The following is a 21,035-nucleotide window of genomic DNA, read 5'->3' on the forward strand; positions in this document are numbered from 1 at the left end:
CTGATGCTGCTGGCCCGCGCCCGCAATGCCGCCTTTGCCGAGGCTGCCCGAGGCAATCTGGGTCAGGGACTGGGCATCCTGCAGGACGCCCTGGCCGACGAACCCATGAGCCACGAGCTGCTGGCCGACATGGGCGCGCTGCTGCTCGTGGCCGGCCGCCACGACCAGGCCGCTGCCAGCGCCGAGCGCGCGCTGAAGATCCAGCCTGATCACGGGCCCAGCCTGTACACCCTGGGCTTTGCGTTGTCCGGCCGCGGCGAAAAGAAGCGGGCCATCGAGGTGCTGACGACTCTGCAGTCCGGCCCCGGCGCTGACAGCCTGCGCGCCGAGTCGCCGGAGCTGATGCCGGTCGCCATGACGGAATTGCAGCGCTTGCAGCGCGTCTGACGCGACTAATTTCACACCTTCAAGGCCCCGGCCAGCGCGAGCTGCCGGGGCCTTGGTTTTTGGGCGCTGGCCGGCCCGACGCGGCTGTAGGAATTTGGCTGACAAGGCCTTCCACAAAAGGTGACGCCGGGCACCGACGCTGCCTGATATCGCGAAAGAAGAGGGGTCAACACAATCCGTTTCACTGATCCGCAACACCCCATCACCTCTGACGGAAGCCGCCATGAACACCGACCAAATGCTCGCCGAGATCCGTGAAGCCAACCTGTCCTACCTGATGCTGGCCCAGAGCCTGATCCGCGCCGACCGCGAACAGGCCCTGTACCGCCTGGGCATCAGCGAGGACACGGCCACGCTGATTGGCACGCTGAGCCCGGCGCAGATCATGAAGATCGCTTCCGGCAACACGCTGCTGTGCGCCTTCCGCATGAGCGACGACCTGGTGTGGGGCCTGCTGACCAACCACAGCAAGCCCGGTGCGAACGAGAGCGTCAGCCGCCTGCACGCCTCCATCCTGATCGCCGGCCGCCACGAGCACGCCTGATCTAGAACCGCCCTTACTGATTCCGGAGCCACACCATGCGCGTCAAAAGCATCCTCACCGAAGCCAAGCAGATCGACCGTGCCGTTCAGCTGATCCACCTCGGTGCCCGCCTGCAGGTGCTGGAATCGGAAACCGACCTGTCCTACGAGCGCCTTCTGCGCCTGTACAAGGAAGTGAGCGGCAAGTCGCCGTCCAAGGGCCAGCTGCCCTTCTCGACCGACTGGTTCATGACCTGGCAGCCCAACATCCACGCCAGCCTATTCCTGAACATCCACGAGTACCTGAACAAGGCCGCGGAGATGGACGAGATCGACACCGTCATCAAGGCCTACCAGCTCTACCAGGAGCAGACGACGGCCCAGGGCCTGGAAGCCATGCTGTCCGTCACGCGCGCCTGGCGCCTGGTCAAGTTCGTCGACAACGGCATGCTGACCCTGACCAAGTGCGCCAAGTGCAATGGCCAGTTCGTCACCCACCCGCACGAGATCGCCCGCCATTTCGTCTGCGGCCTGTGCAATCCGCCCGCACGTGCCGGCAAGGGTCGCGCGCAAGGCTCCATCCAGATGCATTGACTGATAACAAGGCGACACTGTCGCCATGTGGATCACCCGTTGGCCGCTGCCGGCTCTGTTGAGCTGGCTGGCGGCCTGGTTCATTTATGCGGCCGCGCTTTTTGCCGGCTTGTCACCCGGGCCGGCCCTGGCGTTGGGCGCGGCCGTCGCTGCGGCCCTGGCCTGGCTGCATGGCGAGCGCTGGCGGCGGCTCATCGTCGCGCTGGGCTTCCCGGCCTCCGTGCTGGCGCTTGGCTGGCAGGGCGGTGAAGGCCTCACGAGAGGCCTGCTGTGGCTGGCGCCGCTGGCGCTGCTGTGGTGGCTCTACCCACGCAGGACCTGGTCCGAGGCGCCCCTGTTCCCGACCCCGTGGGGGGCGCTCGGCCGCTTGCCTGCCCTGGCGCCATTGCCGCCGGGCGCCCGGGTGCTTGATGCCGGCTGTGGCGTTGGCGATGGCCTGCGTGAACTGCTGCACGCTTACCCGCAGGCACGCGTCGAGGGCGTTGAATGGAGCAGGCCGCTGGCACTGCTGGCAGGCTGGCGGCTGCGTGGCGCCAGGGTGCGCCAAGGCGACCTCTGGGCCGACAGCTGGACGCCGTTCGCCCTGGTCTATGTCTTCCAGCGCCCCGAGTCCATGCCGCGCATCTGGGCCAAGGCCTGCGCTGAACTGGCGCCCGAGGCCTGGCTCGTCAGCCTGGACTTCGCCGTGCCCGGCGCCGTACCGGTTGCCAGCTGGCAATTGTCCAGCGGGCAGTTCGTGTGGCTTTACCGCCCGGTGCAGAAAGCGGCGTCAAAGACCGCCAATTGAGGCGTTCACAACGCCTGCTGCGCGGCATACTTTCTTCAGCCCCCCGGCACCGGGCCGATAAGGCCTGAACTCCCACAACCCCACAGCACATGTTCGTCATCATTGGCTGGGCCGTCTCGATGGTCTGCATCTTCGGCGTGTTCATCGCTCACGGCGGGAACATCGGCGTGATCCTGCACGCCCTGCCGTTCGAGATGATCACCATCTTCGGCGCCGCCATCGGCGCCTTCCTGGCCAACAACCAGATGAAGGTCGTCAAGGCGACGGCCAAGGGCCTGGGCCTGTGCTTCAAGGGCAGCAAATACAGCAAGGCCCGCTACATGGAGCTGCTGGCGCTGATGTACGACATCCTGCAAAAGGCCCGCAAGGAGGGCCTGATGTCCATCGAGAAGGACGTCGAGGACCCGCACAACAGCCCGCTGTTCCAGAAGTACGCGGTGGTGGGCAATGACCACCACGTCACCGAATTCATCACCGACTACCTGCGCATGATGGTGTCGGGGAACCTGAACGCCCATGAGATCGAGTCGCTGATGGACAGCGAGATCGAGACCCATCACCAGGAGGAACACGCCGCCGTAGCCGCGCTGCAACGCCTGGCGGGCGGCCTGCCGGCCTTCGGCATCGTGGCCGCCGTGCTGGGCGTCGTGAACACCATGGGCTCGGTCGGCCAGCCGCCGGCGGTGCTGGGCGGCATGATCGGCTCGGCCCTGGTCGGTACCTTCCTGGGCATCCTGCTGGCCTACGGCTTTGCCGAGCCGCTGGCCGGCCTGCTGGAGCAGAAGGTCGAGGACGGCGGCAAGGAATTCCAGTGCATCAAGACCACGCTGCTGGCCAGCATGCAGGGCTACGCTCCGCAGGTGGCCATCGAATTCGGCCGCAAGGTGCTGTTCTCGGGTGACCGCCCGAGCTTCACCGAGCTCGAAGGCCACGTCAAAAAGAAATGACGAGGACCTGACATGGCGGGGGACGCGAAAAAACTCCAGCCCATCATCATCAAGAAGGTGAAGAAGGGCGGCCATGCGGTGCATGGCGGTGCGTGGAAGATCGCGTATGCCGACTTCGTCACGGCCATGATGGCCTTCTTCCTGTTGATGTGGCTGCTCGGCTCCACGACCGAGGGCGACAAGAAGGGCATCGCCGACTTCTTCCAGTCGCCGCTGAAGGTGGCCATGCTCGGCGGTTCCGGCTCGGGGGACTCTTCCAGCGTCATCCGCGGCGGCGGCAAGGACCTCACGCGCGAGACCGGCCAGGTCAAGGAAGGCGAGAGCGCCGCCAAGCGGGCCAGCTACACCTTGCGTGCACTGAAGGAAGAACAGCGCAAGGCCGAGAAGGCGCGCCTGGAGCAACTCAAGACCAAAGTCGAGCAGGTGCTTTCCGAGAACCCCAAGCTGGCCGCTCTGGGCGGCCAGATCCGGCTGGACATGACCAAGGAAGGCCTGCGCATCCAGATCGTCGACGAGGGCAACCGGCCGATGTTCGACAGTGGCAGTGCCATCGTGAAGCCCTATATGCGTGAACTGCTGCGCGAGCTCGGTAGCGTGCTGACCGAGGTGCCCAACCGGCTCACCGTGGAGGGGCACACCGACGCCCAGCCCTTCTCCGGCGGCGACAAGGGCTACAGCAACTGGGAGCTGTCGGCCGACCGCGCCAATGCCTCGCGCCGCGAGCTCGTCGCGGGCGGGCTGTCGGAGGCACGCATGCTGCGCGTACAGGGCCTGGCTGCCAGCAAGCTGCTCGACGCCAAGGACCCCAACGGCGCGCTGAACCGGCGCATCAGCATCATCGTCATGAACCGCGATGCCGAGGACGCCGTGCTGAAGAATCTGCCCGACGAGCCCGAAGGCGACGCTGCGCCCGCGCAGACCGAGTCCACGCAAGTGCCGCAGAACGGAAAAATGCCGCAAACTCAATCGTCGGCGCCGGCTCGCTAGAAACTAGACTGCGTGCTGACCCTGAAATACCGCCTGCACCCGAGAGAGGATCGCCATGAGCACTGATATGAAATTCCTGGTCGTCGACGACTTCTCCACCATGCGCCGCATCGTGCGCGGCCTGCTCAAGGAGATTGGCTACAACAACTGCGAAGAGGCCGAGGACGGCGTCGAGGCGTTGAACATGCTCAAGGGCGCCAAGTTTGATTTCGTCGTCAGCGACATCAACATGCCCAACATGACGGGCTTCGAGCTGCTGAAGGCCATCAAGGAAGACCCCAACCTCAAGCACCTGCCCGTGCTGATGGTCACCGCCGAGGCGCGCAAGGAAGACATCGTGCTGGCCGCCCAGTCGGGCGCTGCGGGCTACATCGTCAAGCCCTTCACGAAGGCGACGCTGGAAGAAAAAGTCCTCAAGATCATGCAGAAGCTGGCCGCCGCGGCCTGACAACACCAAAAAGGGGACTGTCATGTCGATGGATCAACTGGAGCAACTGGGCAAGGCCCAGGAGCCGCTGCTCGTCTCGCCCGAAGTCTTTCAGCAACTCGGCACGATCACGCGCACGCTGCATGACACCATGCAGCGCCTGGGCGTCATGCCCAAGCTGCAGGTGGCCACCGACGGCCTGCCCGACGCGCGCAGCCGCCTGAGCTACATCGCCGAGAAGACCGCGGCCGCCGCCGAGAAGGTGCTGAACTCCGTCGACCAGGCCAAGGGTGAGCACGCCGGCATCAGCCGGGCGACCAAGGAATTGGCTGCTGCCATCGTTGCCGACCCTGTGCGCGCCGTTGCCAGCGGCGCCGTGATGAACTTCGTCAAGGACGTCGAGAACCGCACCGCGAGCATTGATGGCCACCTGACGGACATCATGCTGGCCCAGGACTTCCATGACCTGACCGGCCAGGTGGTGGCCAAGGTCGTGAAGCTGGCCAACGACCTGGAAGACAGCCTCGTCAAGCTGCTGGTGCAGGTCGTGCCGCCCGAGCAGCGCGAGAAGGTCGACCCGACCATCCTGCAGGGCCCGGTCGTCAATGCCGAAGGCCGTACCGACGTCGTCACGAACCAGGGCGAGGTCGACGACCTGCTGGCCAGCCTCGGCTTCTGAGGCGCTGCTTCGCGTGCAAGGCCGGCCTCGTGCCGGCTTTTTGCTTTGTCACTCGGCCTCGGGTACCAGCTCGCGGATGGCCTGATTGAGCTTGTCCAGCGTCTGTGGCTTGACCTGCAGGGAGCAGGCCAGGTAGCGCAGTTCCCCGCGCGGCATGTCGGTGAACTCGACGCGCACCAGGGGCAGGGGGGCGAATTCGGGGTCCTTGCGCAGCCAGTTCAGGTCTTCTTCGTCGATCAGCATGTAGTCGGCGCGGCGCACGCCCACCATGCGCGCCAGCTGCAGTGGCGCCAGCTGGGCGCGCAAGGGCGGCTTGGCCGCCGTGGCGAGGAACTGGTCCAGCTGTGAGCCGTAGGACACACCGTCCAGGATGCCGGGTTGCAGCGAAGCATCCGCAAACAGCTGGGCGACACGCGGGATGGCGCGGATCTGTGCTGCGACGCTGGCATGGGCCAGCACCACATGCGGCCGGTCGCGGTGAATGGGCAGGGAGAAGCGGGCAAAGGCCTCGCGCTCGGGATTCTTGTACAGGCCCGGTGAGCACAGGGCAGCCTGGTTGGCCTGCAAATTCTGAAGCGTGCGTCGTATCGGCACTTCGGCATAACGGGGCTCGATGCCAGCGCGCTTGAACAGTTTGGCGGTGCGCTCCATCAGAAAGCCGGCCGGCTTGCCGTCCACCGTGTAGCTGTAGGGCGGCTTGTCGCGGTACTCGATGGCCAGCGGGGCCGCCTGGGCCAGGGCTGCGCCGGCGCAGGACGCGGCCAACAGGGTGAGCAGGCGGGTGGAGCGGGGCACGGCCCAAGGTTAGCGCCAGCAGCGCCGGCCTCGCCACCCCGGCGGCGGCAATCCTGCACACCTGGGCCGGCGCGCTGCGGCCCGATTGGGAATAGCCGGGCATCCCCCCTGTTTTTCTCGCTCAAGTTTCAGCGGCTGCCTCGAACAATTCGGTTCAGCTGCAGCACCACCATGGCCGACCACGACGCACAGGATCGCAACTTACCCGCCTCGCCCAAGAAGATCAAAAGATCTCGGGCCGAGGGCCAGGTGCCGCGCTCGCGCGACCTGCCGCATTTCGCCATGATGGTCGCCGGTGGCGCCGCGTTGTCCGTGGGTGGGCCGCAGATCGTCGAGAAGCTGCGCCAGACCATGATCACCGGCCTGCATTTCGACGCACGCCTGCTGGCGCAAAAGGGTTTCATGGGCGAGCGCCTGGCCGAGATGACGCTGGCCTTCGCCGCCGTCATGGGGCCGATCGCCGCGCTGCTGGTGATCGTCGGCATCGCCAGCAACCTGGCCAGCGGCGGCTGGAACTGGACGATGAAGCCGCTCGCCCCCAAGTTCTCACACCTGAATCCTCTCGCCGGCCTGGGCCGCCTGTTTACCGGCCAGGGCTTCGGCTCGGCCCTGAAGGCGGTGCTGCTGGCCCTGGTGCTGGGCATCGTCGGCGCGATGGTGCTGAAGGACCGCCTGGCGGCTTACGTCGGCATCATGTCCGTGCCGCTGCCGTCCGCCCTGGCCTACGCGGGCCAGCAGCTGATGGGGGGACTGGGTCTGCTGGCCGTGACGCTGGCGGTGTTCGCCGCCATCGACGTGCCGCTGCAGCGCCAGCTCTGGCTGCGCCGCATGCGCATGAGCCGCGAAGAGGCCAAGCAGGAAATGAAGGAGGTCGAGGGCAACCTCGAGATCAAGGCCAAGATGCGCGCCATCATGCGCGAGATGGCCAAGCGCCGCATGCTGGCTGCCGTCCCGCAGGCCGACCTGGTCGTCATGAACCCGACCCACTATGCCGTCGCGCTGAAGTACGAGGAAGGCAAGATGGCCGCGCCCAAGGTCATCGCCAAGGGCGCCGACCTGCTGGCCATGAAGATCCGCGACCTGGCCAAGGAATCGAAGGTGCCGGTGCTGCAGCAACCGGTGCTGGCCCGCGCCCTCTACGCCCACGCCAAGGTCGACCACGAGATCCCCGCCGCGCTGTTCGGCGCCGTGGCCCAGGTGCTGGCCTACGTCTACCAGCTGCGCGCCGCCCTGGCCTCGCGCAACATGGCCCGCCCGGATGTGCCGCATCCGCATGTGCCGCCGGAGCTCGACCCGCACAACAATCCGGGCTGGGCACCCGAGCCCGAGGAAGACTTCACGGAGTGAGCGCTGCGGGGAGAACAGCCCGGCTTTCCCGCCGTTTCTCCGGCTCAAGTTTTCCGGGCCGCCGCGAAGAATGCAGGTGAGACCCCACCTGCCGCATGAACCAGCTCACCGCCAAACTCCAAGCCCTGCTCGGCCCACGCGCGGGCATCATCGCCGCGCTCGGCGCGCCCATCGCGGTGCTGCTCGTGCTGTCCATGATGGTGCTGCCGCTGCCGCCCTTCGCGCTGGACCTGCTGTTCACCTTCAACATCGCGATGGCGGTGATGGTCATGATGGTCGCCGCCCACATGGTGCGGCCGCTGGACTTCGCAGCCTTCCCGACCGTGCTGCTGCTCACCACCCTGATGCGCCTGTCGCTGAACGTCGCGTCCACGCGCGTCGTGCTGCTGGAGGGCCACACCGGCACGGGCGCCGCCGGCAAGGTCATCGAATCGTTCGGCCACTTCCTCATCGGCGGCAACTTCGCGGTCGGCCTGATCGTCTTCGCCATCCTGGTGGTCATCAACTTCATCGTCGTGACCAAGGGCGCGGAGCGCATTGCCGAAGTCGGCGCGCGCTTCACGCTGGACGCCATGCCCGGCAAGCAGATGGCGGTGGACGCGGACCTGAACGCCGGCCTCATCAACGAGGCCGAGGCCAAGCGCCGCCGCGTGGAACTCTCCGACGAGGCCGACTTCTTCGGTTCCATGGACGGTGCCAGCAAGTTCGTGCGCGGCGACGCGGTCGCCGGCATGCTGATCCTGGCCATCAACATCGTCGGCGGCTTCATCATCGGCGTGGCCCAGCATGGCCTGTCCGCCGGCCAGGCCGCCGACAGCTACATCCTGCTGGCCGTCGGTGATGCGCTGGTCGCCCAGGTGCCGGCCCTGCTGATCTCGGTCGCGGCTGCCATGGTGGTGTCGCGCGTCGGCACGGACAAGGACATCGGCAGCCAGATCGGCAAGCAGGTCTTCGGCTCGGCCAAGTCGCTGGCCATCACGGCCGGCGTCATTGCCGCGCTGGGGCTGATCCCTGGCATGCCCCACGTCGTCTTCCTGCTGATCGCCGCCGGCCTGGGTTACCTGGCCTACTGGCTGCGCAGCAAGGAGCAGGCGCTGGAAGCCGCCAAGGCCGTCAAGCCCATCATGCCCAGCAGCGAAGGCGCCGGCGAGGCGAGCTGGGAAGACCTGGTGCCGGTCGACACGCTGGGTCTGGAAGTTGGCTACCGCCTGATCACGCTGGTGGACAAGAGCAAGGAAGGCGATCTGCTGTCCCGCATCAAGGGCGTGCGCCGCAAGTTCGCGCAGGAAGTCGGCTTCCTGCCGCCGCCGGTGCACATCCGCGACAACCTGGAACTGCGCCCCAGCCAGTACCGCATCTCGCTGCGCGGCGCCGTCGTCGGCGAGGCCGAGGCCTTCCCCGGCATGTGGCTGGCCATCAACCCGGGCCATGCGACGCAAAAGCTCATCGGCACGCCAACGACCGACCCGGCCTTCGGCCTGCCGGCCGTGTGGATCGAGGAGCGGCAAAAGGAGATGGCCCAAATGAGCGGGTTTACGGTCGTTGATTGCTCGACCGTGGTGGCCACCCACCTTTCACACTTGATGCAAGTGCACGCGGCCAAGTTGTTGGGCCGCGTGGAGACACAAGCCCTGGTGGAACACCTCACCAAGCAGGCACCGCAATTGATCGAAGACGTGATTCCCAAGATGGTCAGCATCGCCACACTGCAACGCGTTCTCCAGCTGCTGCTGGAGGAGGGCGTGCACGTTCGCGACATGCGCTCCATCGTCGAATGCCTGGCCGAGCATGCCGCCGCCGTCACCGACCCGGTCGAGCTGGCCCGCCGCATCCGCACCCATATCGCGCCGGCCATCGTGCAACAGATCTACGGCTCCACCAAGGAGCTGGACGTCATCGCGCTCGAGCCCGAGCTGGAGCGCCTCGTCACCCAGGCCCTCAATTCGCCGCACGGCGCAGCCCTGGACCCGGGCGTGGCCGACACGCTGGCGCGCAGCGCCGCCGAGAACGCCCAGAAGCAGGAAGACCGCGGCGTGCCCGCCACGCTGCTGGTGCCCGACCTGATCCGCGCGCCCATGGCCCGCCTGCTCAGGCGCGCCGCGCCGCGACTCAAGGTGCTCGGCCACAGCGAGATTCCTGAGACCCACACCATCCGCATCGGCTCCATCATCGGAGGCACAGCATGAACGTCCGCAAATTCACCGCTCGCACATCCCGCGAGGCGCTCGCGCTCGTCAAGCAGGCGTTCGGCGCCGACGCCGTCGTGCTGTCCAACAAGTCCGTGCCGGAAGGCGTGGAAGTGCTGGCCATGGCCCCCGAGGGTATGGGGCAGATCGAGCAGATTGCCTCGAGCGCGCCGCGCACCGCCGCGCGCCCGCAGATCGCACCGCCGCCGACCCAGCCCGCCCAGGCCCCAGCCCGCGCCAGCTTTGCCGACCGCGCCCGCCAGGAGCCCAGCTTCGGCGCCCCTGAAGTGCAGGGCGACGTGGAACAGCTGGCCATGAGCACGCTGAGCTTCCAGGACTATGTCCGCGAACGCGTGCTGCGTCGCCGGCAGGCCGAGATCAGCGGCCAGCCCGATCCCATCGCACCGGCACCTCGGATCGCACCTCCGCCGACTCAGCCCGCTGCCAGCTCGCTGGACGCCGCCCGCCAGCAGCGCGACCGCCGCGCCGCGGAGGCGATGGCCGCGCTGACGCCCAAGCGCGCCGTGCCGCCGCCCACGGCACCCCAGGCCCGCCCCGCGCCGCCGGTGCTGCGCGACGAGATCCGTATCCCCGCTCCGAACGCGCAGCGTGCCGTGCCGAAGCTGAGCGACATCGGCGCCGTGGAGCCCATGCCCCTGCCCGGCCAGCCCAATGCCAGCCAGCGCAACCAGATGGACATGGCCTCCGAGCTGCGCCAGATGCGCGGCCTGATCGAAGAGCGTTTTTCGTCGCTGGCCTTCATGGAAAAGCTGCAGCGCCAGCCCGTGCAGGCTCGTTTGACGCAAAAGCTGCTGGAACTGGGCTTCAGCCCGGCCCTGGTTCGCAAGCTGGCCGAGTGCTGCCCGTCCGAGTTCAAGCCCGGCTCGCCCGCCGACCCGGCCGACGAGACCGCCTGGGCCGCCCATGTGCTGTCACGCAACCTGCAGACCGATGAGGCCGCCCCGGCCATCGAGGACCGCGGCGGCGTGTTTGCGCTGATCGGCTCCACCGGCGTCGGCAAGACGACGACGACCGCCAAGCTGGCTGCCCACTTCGCCACCAAGTTCGGTGCCAGCCAGCTCGGCCTCATCACACTGGACGCCTACCGCATTGGCGCCCACGAGCAGCTGCGCGCCTACGGCCGCATCCTCGGCGTGCCGGTGCACACGGCCCACGACCGCGCCTCGCTGGACGATCTGCTGGACCTGCTGTCCAGCAAGAAGCTGGTGCTGATCGACACCGCCGGCATGGCCCAGCGCGACAGCCGCACCCAGGAGCTGCTGGAGATGCTGGCCCACCCCAGCATCAAGAAGCTGCTCGTCATCAATGCCGCCCAGCAGGGTGAAACCATTGAAGACGTCGTCAACGCCTGGAAGGGCGCGGCCTGCGAAGGTGTCGTGCTCAGCAAGATCGACGAAGCCGTCAAGCTCGCCCCGGCCCTGGACACCCTGATCCGCCACAAGCTCAAGGTGCTGGGCGTGGCCAACGGCCAGCGCGTGCCGGAAGACTGGCACCGCCTGCCCAGCGTCGGCCTGGTGCAGCGCGCGCTGAAGGGCGCCGCCTCCGGCGCCTGGCGCATGGACAACACGGACGTCAACCTCATCTTCGCCGGCGGCCCGCTGACCGAAGGCATGAGGGCAGTCCACTGATGTCCATCATGCAAGACCAAGCCCACGGCCTGCGGCGGCTGTTCGCCGCTTCCAAGACCCGCTTCGTGCCGGTCGTCAGCAATCCGCGTGTCATGGGGGCCGGCGTGCTGCTGGAAGGCCTGTGCGCGGCCTTCGCCGAGCTGAACCTGAACACCCTGGTCGTCGACGCCGGTGAACACTCGGCCAAGCCTTCCGAGCTGGCCAGTGTGGATTTGTCCAACTGCATCGAGCGCCTGTCGCCCAAGGTGTCCTACCTGGCCGCGCGCGGGCTGCCGCTGCGCCACATCAATGCCCATGGTTCGGCGGCCTCTTTCCTGGAGGCCGTGGCCGACGCCGCACCCGACGCCGACGTCATCCTGCTGCATGCTCCGGCGGCCGAACTCGCCCGCATCGTGGCGCTGCGCGAGGTGCGCCCGCTGCTGCTGGCTGATACCGAGCCCGCGAGCGTCACGGAAGCCTACGCAGGCATGAAATGGCTCACACAACGAGCGGGGCTGATGGTCTACAGTCTGCTGATGGCCTGCCACCCTCAGCTGCGCGTGGCCACCCGCATCGCGCAACAGCTTCATTCCTGCGCCGACGGCTTCCTCGGCGCGGTGCTGCGCGACTGGGCCTGCCTGGACCCGCGAGCCTCCCAGCATGCACCACTCACGCCCGAGTTGCGCCATCTCGCTCGCGAGCTGCTGCTTGCGGCGCCCCCGGGAGCGGCCGTTGACGCCGCCTCCGACGCGACTCCGCTGCGCCCGGCGCGCAAGACGTCTTCCCCGTTCATCGCTGCGCATTGATCTCGCCGGAGACCAAACATGATGCCCCCACGCTCACTGCGTTCGCTGCCCCCCGCGGGGGCGCTTCAGCCCCTTCGGGCGGCCGTGCGGAGCTGACCATGTACACACCCAAAGGCCGCCTCGACAACAGCACGCTGATCAAGCAGTACAGCCCGCTGGTCCGACGCCTGGCGCACCAGATGATTGCCAAGCTGCCGGCCAATGTGGAGGTGGATGACCTGATCCAGGTCGGGCTGATCGGCCTGACCGACGCGCTGTCGCGCTTCGATGCCGAGCAGGGCGTGCAGTTCGAGACCTTCGCCACCCAGCGCATCCGCGGCGCCATGCTCGACGAGTTGCGCGGCGGTGACTGGATGAGCCGCGGCACACGCCGCCAGCAGCGCGAGATCGAAGTCGCGGTGCACAAGGTCGAGCAGCGCCTCGGCCGTGCGCCGCGCGAGGATGAGATCGCTGCCGAGATGGGCCTGCCGCTGGCGGAATACCAGGAGCTGCTTGGCAAGGTGCGAGGTACCCAGCTGGTCTATCTGGAAGACATGTCGGGCGCCGACGGCGACAACGACTATCTCGACCGCCATGTGGCCGACGAGGGCGCCAACCCGGTCGCCCAGCTGCAGGACCACCGCATGCGCGAGGCGCTGGTGGCCGCCATCAAGAACCTGCCCGAACGCGAGCAGTTCGTCATGAGCATGTACTACGAGCACGACATGAATCTCAAGGAGATTGCGGCCGTGCTCAAGGTCACGGAGTCCCGCGTGTGCCAGTTGCACAGTCAGTCGATTGCAAGGTTGCGCGTTAAGCTGCGTGACTGGTAATCCACGGGGCCGCTTCTTGCCGAGCCCCGGCCAATAAGCGGGGACAAATGCATGTTCAAGTGGCCCAAGGGCGGGAGTTCTTCCCCCGCCATCACTCGGGATGAGCCGGTCCGGCGAGATGACAGTGCGGCGTTGAATGTCGTCAAGCGGCTGGCCCGCTCGATTTCCACGGTCGGCAAGGATGCCGCGGAAGTGCGCGGTGCCCTGGAAGATACCCAGCGCATCGTGCAGGCCCAGAGCCAGGCCATGCAGGCCCTGGCCCAGCAGCTCAACCAGATCGGTCAGGCGCAGACCGCCATCACCACCGCCACCGCCCAGAGCACCGCCGCCGTTCAGCGGGCCCGTGGAGCACTCGGCGTCGTCGGTGGCGAGGTCGTCGGCATGGCGTCCACGCTGGCCCAGGTGTCAGGCGCCGCGGCCGAGATCACCAAGATTTCGTTGCAGACCCGGCTGGTCGCCTTCAATGCCGCCGTCGAGGCCAAGCATGCGGGCGATGCTGGGCGCGGTTTCGCTGTCGTTGCCGAGGCGGTCAAAGCCCTGGCCGGCCAGGTCGAGTCCTCGTCCAAGGCCATCGTCAGCGCCATCGCCAGCCTGCAGGAGCGTATCGACCGCTTCAGCGCCGAGCTGACCGAGAACCCGTCCAAGCCCAGCCAGATCCACGCCGCCTTCCATGAGGTCGAGCAGGACGTGCAGCGCATTTCTGCATCGGCCGGCGAGAGCGGCCAGCAGATGAGCCTGCTCAATGAGCGCGCCCATGAGCTGGAGCGCGAGGTGTCCCAGGCCTCGCACGGGCTCAAGGTGGCCTTCGACGGCAGCGACCGTTTCCTGCGCATGTCCGAGGAGCTGGTCGAGCAGATCGCCGAGAGCGGTGTCGAGGTCGACGACATGCCCTTCATTCGCACGGCACAGGCCGCCGCCGCGGAGATCAGCGGGCTCCTCGAAGAGGCGCTGCGCAGCGGCCAGATCAGCCAGGCCGACCTGTTCGACGACAAATATCGCCCCATCGACGGCACCAGCCCGCAGCAGCACACGACGCGCTTCTGCCAGTTGACCGACCGCCTCTTCCCCGCCGTGCAGGAGAAGATGCTGGCCTTCAGCGACAAGGTGGTGTTCTGCATTGCGGCCGACCGCAATGGGTATATCGCGACGCACAACCGCAAGTACTGCCAGCCGCAGCGCCCGGGCGACACAGTCTGGAACACGGCCAACAGCCGCTACCGCCGCATCTTCAACGACCGCACCGGCCTGGCGTCGGCGCGCAACACGCGCCCTTTTCTGCTGCAGACCTATCGCCGCGACATGGGGGGTGGCCGCTTCGTCATCCTGAAGGAAGCCGCGGCGCCCATCATCGTCGCCGGCAAGCACTGGGGCGGCTTGCGCCTGGCGTTCAATTTCTGATCGGAAGCTACTGCACGGTGACGAAGAAGCTCGATGCATCCTGCCCAGCCACCACGGTCGCCCCATTGCTGCTGATCGAGCTGAACGCACCGCTGAGGCCGCCGCTGGCCTGGATCAGCACGAGCTTCTGCCCCCGGGCGTAGCTGCCGCTGAAGTTCAGCACCAGGCTGCCACCGAGCATGGCGGGCCCGGCAACGCTGACATGGTCGTGGGTGACGCCGGGTGCAGTGCCGGCGATAGAGAGCGTGAGCTGGCCGGTCGCGCCCTGCCGGAAGCTACCCACCAGCGCCAGTTCATGCTGGCCGCTGGCCAGCCCCAGGGCCGCGTTGCTGACGACGTCGCCCGTGCCCATCGCATTGGCGCTGCCAGCCCAGGTGGTGCCCCCATTGAGCAGCGTGGTACCTCTGTAGCTGTTGTTCTGCAGCGTGAGCGCAGCAGCGCCGTTGTGAGCTAGGCTGCCACTGCCGCTGATGTTGGACAGCGTGATTGCGGTCGTGGTGTTCTGGACGATCAACTTGCCGTCGTTGACGATGGCATTGCTCGCCAGGCCATTGGGCGACTCGGCCGTCAGCAGGCTGGCGTCACCGCTGTAGGTAGCCTGCAGGAAGGTCGATTTGCCCTTGCTCGCATTGACGGTGATGTAGTTCAGCGGCACGGGTGTTCCTGTGCCCAGGCGCAGGATGGCGTTGGCGCCGATGGTCGTGGTGCCGTTGTAGTTCTGTGGTTGGGCGAAGGTCACGTCGTTGCCTGGCGTCGGCATGATCTTGACGTTGCCCGTACCGACCGCGCCGTCCCGGTGCGGGCCTCCCCCGCCGCCGGTGATGCCCACGTGCAGCGTCACCGGTCCGTTGTAGTTGAAGGCCAGCGTGCCGCTGCGCAGGTTGATATAGGCGTTCTTCTTGCCAAGCGGCGGGTAGGGGTCGGCCGGCGACGGTGCCGACGGCAGAAAGAAGTTGGCATGTGTGCCGTCGCCCCATTGGACGATGCCGGCGCCGCGCTCGATGTTGATGCCGCGGTAGCTGCCGTCGTTGCCGTTGACGTCGTTCGCGCCGCCCCGGTAGATGACCTTGGCGAAGTTCAGGCTGGGGTCGCTCAGGCCCGGGTCGAGCAGGTTGGGATGGTTGTGCGGGCTGTTGTCGGTGTGGCTGTAGACGCCCGACATGACGATGGTCGACGGGCCGATGGCGTGGAAGTTGATGTCGTTCCCGTAGGCCGCTTCATAGATGTTCTGCGTCACCGTGACGACGCTGCCTGGCGGGCTCCAGACCAGCCATGAGCCTTCGTTGAGGACCGCCTTGGCATTGGCCAGCGATGCAGCGACATGGTTGCTGCCGAAATCCTGCCCCACGGTGAGAGCGAGCACACCCGAGTAGGTATTGACGCCACCCGATGAGTTGCCGCCCCAGACGTCCGGGGCCTGGACGATGCTGCCGCTGCCGCTGATCTGGCCCAGCAGCACGAACTGCGCACTGCTGAGGATGATCGTGCCGTTGTTCAGGATGTTGTTGAGGTTGATCTCCCCGTTGATCAGACTCGCGTCATTCTTGCTGTCGGACGTCGCGATGACGTTGGGGGAGCTGTCGGCACTGGTGTTGGTGCCGATCTGCAACGTGACGCCGGGATCGATGGTCAGCACCGGCGGGTTCAAGCCGGTGCGGGTCAGCGCGTAGCCCGCGCCGGGATAGATGGTCTTTTTGATGACCTGGACTTGCTGGGCCGCCGGTAGCGTGAACGTGCTGGTGCGCGTGATGGTCAGCGTGCCCGTGCCGGCGGCGGGCATGAGGCGCAACGTGCCTTGTCCGCTGATGACACCGGAATAAGTCGTCGTGCCCGCGGGCAGCTTGATGACGGCGCTACCGTCCAGCGTGATGTCGCGATTGGCGAGAACGTCCGCTGTGATATCTCTGGTGGCCTGGACCGCCTGGGCGGAGGCGTCCGCTGTCGAGCTCGTGCTCTGGGCGTCCCCACCGCCGCCACAGGCCGTCGTGAGGACGGCGCAGCCGGCCAACAAGATTCCGCGCCGGCTGGCGCCAGTAAAGGTCGAACGCAAGGAGGCTCCTGCTGCATGGTCTGCGAGCGCCGGTTGCCGCGCCCGCGCGCATCATGCCGGCGAGCCCGCTCTCGGTCGGAGCGCCAATTGCAACTTTCCGTTCACTCCAGGGGAACCGCGTCAAAGTTGGCGTGCAGCCTGTTTTGGCACGCGCCCGTGCAAATCACTCCGCGATACACGCCCGGTTCTTGCCGGTGTGCTTGGCCTCGTACAGGGCCACGTCGGCGCGGTCCAATGCGGCCTCCAGCGTCTCGCCGGGGCGGTAAAGCGTGACGCCGGCCGAGAAGGTCACGAAGACATCCTTGCCTTCGTGGTTGAACAGCGCGCTGGACAACGAGCGCTGCAGCCGCACGAGCACCTGCTGGGCCTCGTCCAGCGGCGTGTTGGGCAGCATCAGCACGAACTCTTCGCCACCGTAGCGAGCCACCATGTCGCCAGGGCGGAGGGACGCCTGGGTGCGCTCGGCCAGCGACTTCAGCGCGATGTCGCCGGCGTGGTGGCCGAGGCTGTCATTGAGCTTCTTGAAGTTGTCGATGTCCAGCAAAGCCAGGGCCACGCGAGTTGACTCCCGTTCGGCCTTGGCCTGCTCGATGCCAAAGGCCTGGATCAGGCCGCGGCGGTTGGCCACTTGTGTGAGCTGGTCGGTGTGGACTTCGTTGGACAGGCGGCGCAGTTCGCCCTCCAGCTCGTCGACACGCTGGTTCAGCGCGGCCGCGCGGTCGTGCTCGAGCGTCAGGCGCGCCTGAGTCTGGGACACCAGGCTCTGCACGCTGCGGCTCTCCTCGACCATCTCGCGCACGGTGCCGGTCAGGCTTTCCAGCGAATCGGCCTGCTCGATGGCCTCGGCATAGCGGCCGACACTGCTCTGGAAGCGGTCGGTGTGCTGGCCCAGCTCACCGAGTTCGGCCAGCATGCGCTGGATGAGGCCCTTCAATGAGTCTCGCGCCTTGGAGCGTTCCTCGCGCAGCGCGCGCTGGCGCTCGCGTGTGCCCGACAGCAGTTCGGACACGGTGCGCACGCCGCGGCCCGACAGGCCTTGGGCGAGTGTGTTGTTCATCGCCTCGGCCTGGCCTCGGGCCCAGGAGTCGTCCTCGGCCAGATCGACGAGGCTGCCGCTGAGTTCGCGGCACAGGCCGCCCAGTTCATCGAAGAGATGGCGGCGGTGGTCCAGCAGGTGGCGCGCGCGCAGGCACAGCGCCGCCATCTGCGTGGCGCGCTCAGGGCTGGCACCATGAGATTTCAGTTCGGCCTGTGCGGCGTCGAGCTCGCGCATCAACGCGTCGGCCGGCGTTGCCTCGGTCTGCGGCGAGCGCAGCGCATGGCGCACGGTGCCGTTCAGCTCGCTGCTGACGTCGGCCCAGTGGGGGCTGGTATCGACCGGCGCCGGCGTGTCGCGCAGGCCGGTGCGGCTCAGCTCCCCAAATCCAGTGCTCTCGCGGAATCCCGTCTCGGCAAAGGTGCTCTCGGAGAAGAACTGGCTGGGTGTGCCACCGTCCTCATCCGTCTCCACGCCGCTGCCGTCGCCGTCCTTGTCCCAGCTCGCGACGAGCTGGCCCAGGCGCTTGACGAGTTTGCCGCTGTCGTTGCGGCCCAGCTCCAGCACGCGGCTGACGCCATCCTTCTTGCGCGCCAGCGTCCAGTGCTTGCCACCGCGCTCCAGGCCGCGCACCAGGCGCTCGATGGCCTGGGCCAGGGCCTCGGCCTGGGCCGCGGGACCGGCCACGTCGAGCAGCTTGTCGACCTGGCGTTGCAACTCGTCGAGCTTTTGCTCACGCAAGGCGGTCTGCAGCTCCTGGCGCGTGCTGCCCGAGGGCAGGGCCAGGCTGATCAGCTTGGACATCAGCTGCTGGAGGCGCTCGGAGACGGCGCTGTTGGCGCCGCCGGCGGCCGGTGCCGGCTCGCCGCCATTTTCGATGGCGTAGGCACGCGCGTAGTTTTCGGGGGTAGGTTCCAGCCGGGCCTGGGCGAGGCGTTGCAGCGCGGCCTTGGCCAGTTGGGCCGGCGGCAGTTGCGAACGCATTACCGTTGCCCGCGAGATGCCGCGTCGGTACTGCCGTCGGCCTGCGTGATCCAGGGGGCCTTGCGTGGCAGCACGGTCTGGGCGATCCAGCGCTCCAGCTCATCCGCCGGTAGCGCCTTGCTGAACAGGAAGCCCTGCATCAGCGAGCAGCCCAGGCGGTGCAGCACTTCCATCTGGCGCAGCGTCTCGACGCCCTCGGCAATGACGCGCAGGCCCAGCGCCCGCGCCAGCGCAATGATGGCCGTGACGACGGCCGAGCTCTGCGGCGTGATGCCGAGATCGCGCACAAAGGTGCGGTCGACCTTGACCTCGGAGATGGGCAGCGTCGTCAGATAGGCGAGTGATGAATAGCCGGTGCCGAAGTCGTCGATGGAGATCTCGACGCCCACTTCGTTCAGGCGGTGCAGGGACGGGATGACGTTCTGCAGGTCCTTCATCAGGTTGTTCTCGGTGATCTCAAGCTGGATCGACCGGTGCGGCACGCCATAGGCGCTGACGCACTGGTGGATGTGCTCGACGAGATCGGTGCGCTCGAACAGCCTGCTGGGCAGGTTGACGGCGATGGAGTCGCTGAAGCCGAACTGCAGCGACCACAGCTTGGCTTGGCGGGCCGCCTCCTTCAGCGCCCATTCGGACAGCGGCACGATGAGGCCGGTTTCCTCGGCCAGCGGGATGAAGTCGGCCGGCGGTACCAGCACATTACCGCGCTGCCAGCGCATCAGCGCCTCGGCGCCCACCATGCGGGCGGCGCGCACGTCGATCTTGGGCTGGTAGTGCAGCACGATCTCGTTGCGCTCCAGCGCCTTGTGCAGGGCGCTTTCCAGCTCGAGCTTTTGCTTGCCGTGGCCGGCCAGCTGCGGCGAATAGACGGCCGAGGCGTTGCGGCCCTGGCTCTTGACCGCGTACATGGCCACGTCGGAGTTGCGCAGCAGGTCGGCCATGGTCTGGCCGTCGCGCGGGTACAGGGCAATGCCGACGCTGGCCGTGACGAAGCATTCCTGGCCGCCGACGAAGATGGGTTCGCGCAGGGCGTCAAGCACGCGCTGGGCGACGCGCTCGGCATCGCGCTCATCGGTCACCTCGGGCAGCAGGGCGACGAACTCGTCGCCACCCAGGCGCCCCACGGCCTCCAGGCCGCGGTGGCTGCGGTTGCCCAGGCCGTCGAGCACGCCTTCCAGGATCTGGTCGGAATGGCGCACGCAGCTGCGCAGGCGCCGGCCCACCTCGACGAGGAGTTCGTCGCCGGCGGCGTGACCCAGGGTGTCGTTGATGACCTTGAAGCGGTCGAGGTCGATCAGCAGCAGGCCCACCTCGTGGCCGCCGCGGCGCGCGCTCTCGATGGCGCGCTCGACACGGTAGATCAGCTGGCGGCGATTCGGCAGGCCGGTCAGCGCGTCGAAATGGGCGAGCTGGCGGATGCGGTCCTCGGCCTGGCGACGGTCGGTCACGTCCTGCAGGATGCCGGTGTAGCCGTTGACGCCGCCCTGTTCATTGAATTCGGGCTCGGCCTCGATGTGGACGACGCGCTGGCGACCGTCGGGCAGGATCAGCGGCAGGTCGGTGACCAGCACCGAGGTATGGGCGATGACGTCGCGCAGCAGGCGCAGGAAGACATGGCGGTCATCGGCCGGCACCATGCGCATGACGCCGATGAAGTCCAGCCGGTCCTGCGGGCCGCGGCCGAAGACGCGCAGGCCCTCGGCGGAAATGACGAAGCTGGCGGCCGTGTCGCGCCACCATTCAAAGCTGCCCATGCGCGCCAGATCCTGGGCGCGCGCCAGCTTGGCCTTGCTGCGCTCCAGCTCCAGCCGCGTGCGCGAGCTGCGCAGCAGATAGCGCAGCCGGCCGTCGAGCAGGCTCCACTGCGGCGACTTGACGAAGAAGTCGGTCGCACCGGCCTGGTAGGCGCGGTTGATGGAGGCCTCGTCGTCCAGACCGGTCAGCATCAGCACGGGCAGGGATTCGAAGCCAGGCGTGGCGCGCAGCAGCGAGCAGGTTTCGAAGCCGTCGAGTTCAGGCATCAGCGCGTCCAGCACGACGACGTCGGGCGTGCGTGCGGACAGCAGCCCCAGGGCCTCGCTGCCGCTGGAGGCTTCGGTGACTTCAAAGCCGCGCTCGCGCAGCGCGGCGGCGGTCAACAGCAGATTGACCTCGTCGTCGTCCACCAACAGCACGCGCGGGCGCGGCGGGAGGTCGTCGAGGGCTTGACCGGTAGGCAGCATGCTTCTCTTAGAGCAACGCGGCCAGGGCCGCGCGTACCTGTTGGATGTCTTGGAGCATAGCGTCCAACTGTTCGGAAAGGCCGTCCACGCGGCCATCGCGCACCATGGTTTCGATGTCGGCGCAGCGCGCAGACAGCGCCATGGCGCCCAGGCTCGCCGACGAGGATTTCAGCGTGTGGCTCACGTGGCGCACGACGGTGAGGTCAGGTGTGGCGCCTTCACGGGCACGGGCGAGGTCGGGCAGCAAACGGTCCAGTGAGTTGGAGAACGCCGCCACGACGCGTTCCAGCAGCTTGTTGCCGCCGCTCGGGTCGAGCTCCCGCAGGCGACGAATCGCCTCGGGATCGAGCAGGGCTGCGGGCTGTGAGGCGGTCATGGACTGGTCTGCGGGTCAGGGACTCGGCACGCCTAAATGTATCTCGGGTGGGAGGGGGGTCAAAC

The 21,035-nt window shown here is 67.3% G+C and carries 19 protein-coding genes; 14 read left to right on the forward strand and 5 right to left on the reverse strand.

Annotation, left to right across the window (positions count from 1 at the left end):
• The first annotated feature begins 3 nt into the window (after nt 1-3).
• The 8 genes from ASC95_RS00510 to ASC95_RS00545 all read left to right on the forward strand — a co-directional run bounded on the left by ASC95_RS00510 (nt 4) and on the right by ASC95_RS00545 (nt 5,330).
• The gene (locus ASC95_RS00510) at nt 4-387 is read left to right on the forward strand and encodes a tetratricopeptide repeat protein (RefSeq protein WP_057295856.1); all 384 of its coding nucleotides are present in this window, start codon (nt 4-6) and stop codon (nt 385-387) included.
• Between the two features lie 223 nt (nt 388-610).
• Nucleotides 611-931 (forward strand): flagellar transcriptional regulator FlhD, encoded by a 321-nt coding sequence (gene flhD, locus ASC95_RS00515; protein ID WP_056199242.1) that lies wholly within the window; start codon nt 611-613, stop codon nt 929-931.
• Between the two features lie 35 nt (nt 932-966).
• On the forward strand, nt 967-1,503 hold the full coding sequence (flhC, locus tag ASC95_RS00520; RefSeq protein WP_056199239.1) for a flagellar transcriptional regulator FlhC: 537 nt from the start codon (nt 967-969) through the stop codon (nt 1,501-1,503).
• Between the two features lie 25 nt (nt 1,504-1,528).
• The gene (locus ASC95_RS00525; protein ID WP_057295857.1) at nt 1,529-2,290 is read left to right on the forward strand and encodes a trans-aconitate 2-methyltransferase; all 762 of its coding nucleotides are present in this window, start codon (nt 1,529-1,531) and stop codon (nt 2,288-2,290) included.
• An 89-nt stretch (nt 2,291-2,379) separates the two neighbouring features.
• Nucleotides 2,380-3,237, forward strand: a complete 858-nt coding sequence (gene motA, locus ASC95_RS00530; RefSeq protein WP_057295858.1) for a flagellar motor stator protein MotA — start codon at nt 2,380-2,382, stop codon at nt 3,235-3,237.
• Between the two features lie 12 nt (nt 3,238-3,249).
• The gene (gene motB, locus ASC95_RS00535) at nt 3,250-4,224 is read left to right on the forward strand and encodes a flagellar motor protein MotB (RefSeq protein ID WP_057295859.1); all 975 of its coding nucleotides are present in this window, start codon (nt 3,250-3,252) and stop codon (nt 4,222-4,224) included.
• Between the two features lie 55 nt (nt 4,225-4,279).
• On the forward strand, nt 4,280-4,672 hold the full coding sequence (gene cheY / locus ASC95_RS00540; RefSeq protein WP_056199225.1) for a chemotaxis response regulator CheY: 393 nt from the start codon (nt 4,280-4,282) through the stop codon (nt 4,670-4,672).
• Nucleotides 4,673-4,700: 28 nt separating this feature from the next.
• Nucleotides 4,701-5,330, forward strand: a complete 630-nt coding sequence (locus ASC95_RS00545; protein ID WP_157255979.1) for a protein phosphatase CheZ — start codon at nt 4,701-4,703, stop codon at nt 5,328-5,330.
• A gap of 48 nt (nt 5,331-5,378) precedes the next feature.
• On the opposite strand, the gene ASC95_RS00550 is transcribed toward ASC95_RS00545, so the two are convergent.
• Nucleotides 5,379-6,125, reverse strand: coding sequence for an ABC transporter substrate-binding protein (locus ASC95_RS00550; RefSeq protein WP_057295860.1), 747 nt, complete (start codon nt 6,123-6,125; stop codon nt 5,379-5,381).
• 171 nt (nt 6,126-6,296) lie between these two features.
• Here ASC95_RS00550 and flhB point away from each other — a divergent pair, with 171 nt between their 5' ends.
• From flhB to ASC95_RS00580, 6 genes are all read left to right on the forward strand, one after another.
• Nucleotides 6,297-7,472 carry a flagellar biosynthesis protein FlhB gene (gene flhB, locus ASC95_RS00555; RefSeq protein ID WP_057295861.1) on the forward strand — a complete coding sequence of 392 codons (1,176 nt, stop codon included), beginning with the start codon at nt 6,297-6,299 and terminating at the stop codon, nt 7,470-7,472.
• A 95-nt stretch (nt 7,473-7,567) separates the two neighbouring features.
• On the forward strand, nt 7,568-9,658 hold the full coding sequence (gene flhA, locus ASC95_RS00560; protein ID WP_057295862.1) for a flagellar biosynthesis protein FlhA: 2,091 nt from the start codon (nt 7,568-7,570) through the stop codon (nt 9,656-9,658).
• Nucleotides 9,655-11,307: a flagellar biosynthesis protein FlhF gene (gene flhF / locus ASC95_RS00565; protein WP_057295863.1), complete on the forward strand. Its 1,653-nt coding sequence runs from the start codon at nt 9,655-9,657 to the stop codon at nt 11,305-11,307. The genes flhA and flhF overlap by 4 nt, the downstream gene beginning before the upstream one ends.
• Nucleotides 11,308-11,315: 8 nt before the next feature.
• Nucleotides 11,316-12,092, forward strand: coding sequence for a flagellar biosynthesis protein (locus ASC95_RS00570; RefSeq protein WP_200960053.1), 777 nt, complete (start codon nt 11,316-11,318; stop codon nt 12,090-12,092).
• 98 nt (nt 12,093-12,190) lie between these two features.
• Nucleotides 12,191-12,904 (forward strand): RNA polymerase sigma factor FliA, encoded by a 714-nt coding sequence (locus ASC95_RS00575; protein WP_056199199.1) that lies wholly within the window; start codon nt 12,191-12,193, stop codon nt 12,902-12,904.
• Between the two features lie 51 nt (nt 12,905-12,955).
• A complete protein-coding gene (locus ASC95_RS00580) occupies nt 12,956-14,302 on the forward strand; it encodes a methyl-accepting chemotaxis protein (RefSeq protein ID WP_057295865.1) in 1,347 nt (448 codons plus the stop codon).
• A 7-nt stretch (nt 14,303-14,309) separates the two neighbouring features.
• Here ASC95_RS00580 and ASC95_RS00585 read toward each other — a convergent pair whose 3' ends face one another.
• The 4 genes from ASC95_RS00585 to ASC95_RS00600 form a co-directional block, all read right to left on the reverse strand.
• A complete protein-coding gene (locus ASC95_RS00585; RefSeq protein ID WP_157255883.1) occupies nt 14,310-16,352 on the reverse strand; it encodes an autotransporter in 2,043 nt (680 codons plus the stop codon).
• Nucleotides 16,353-16,515: 163 nt separating this feature from the next.
• On the reverse strand, nt 16,516-18,372 hold the full coding sequence (locus ASC95_RS00590) for a GGDEF domain-containing protein (protein ID WP_057295867.1): 1,857 nt from the start codon (nt 18,370-18,372) through the stop codon (nt 16,516-16,518).
• Nucleotides 18,372-20,594 (reverse strand): bifunctional diguanylate cyclase/phosphodiesterase, encoded by a 2,223-nt coding sequence (locus tag ASC95_RS00595; RefSeq protein WP_057295868.1) that lies wholly within the window; start codon nt 20,592-20,594, stop codon nt 18,372-18,374. The genes ASC95_RS00590 and ASC95_RS00595 overlap by 1 nt, the downstream gene beginning before the upstream one ends.
• Nucleotides 20,595-20,601: 7 nt before the next feature.
• A complete protein-coding gene (locus ASC95_RS00600; protein WP_057295869.1) occupies nt 20,602-20,970 on the reverse strand; it encodes an Hpt domain-containing protein in 369 nt (122 codons plus the stop codon).
• Nucleotides 20,971-21,035 lie beyond the last annotated feature (65 nt).

Origin of the sequence: Pelomonas sp. Root1217 (genome assembly GCF_001425705.1) — a bacterium.
Lineage (GTDB): Bacteria > Pseudomonadota > Gammaproteobacteria > Burkholderiales > Burkholderiaceae_C > Pelomonas.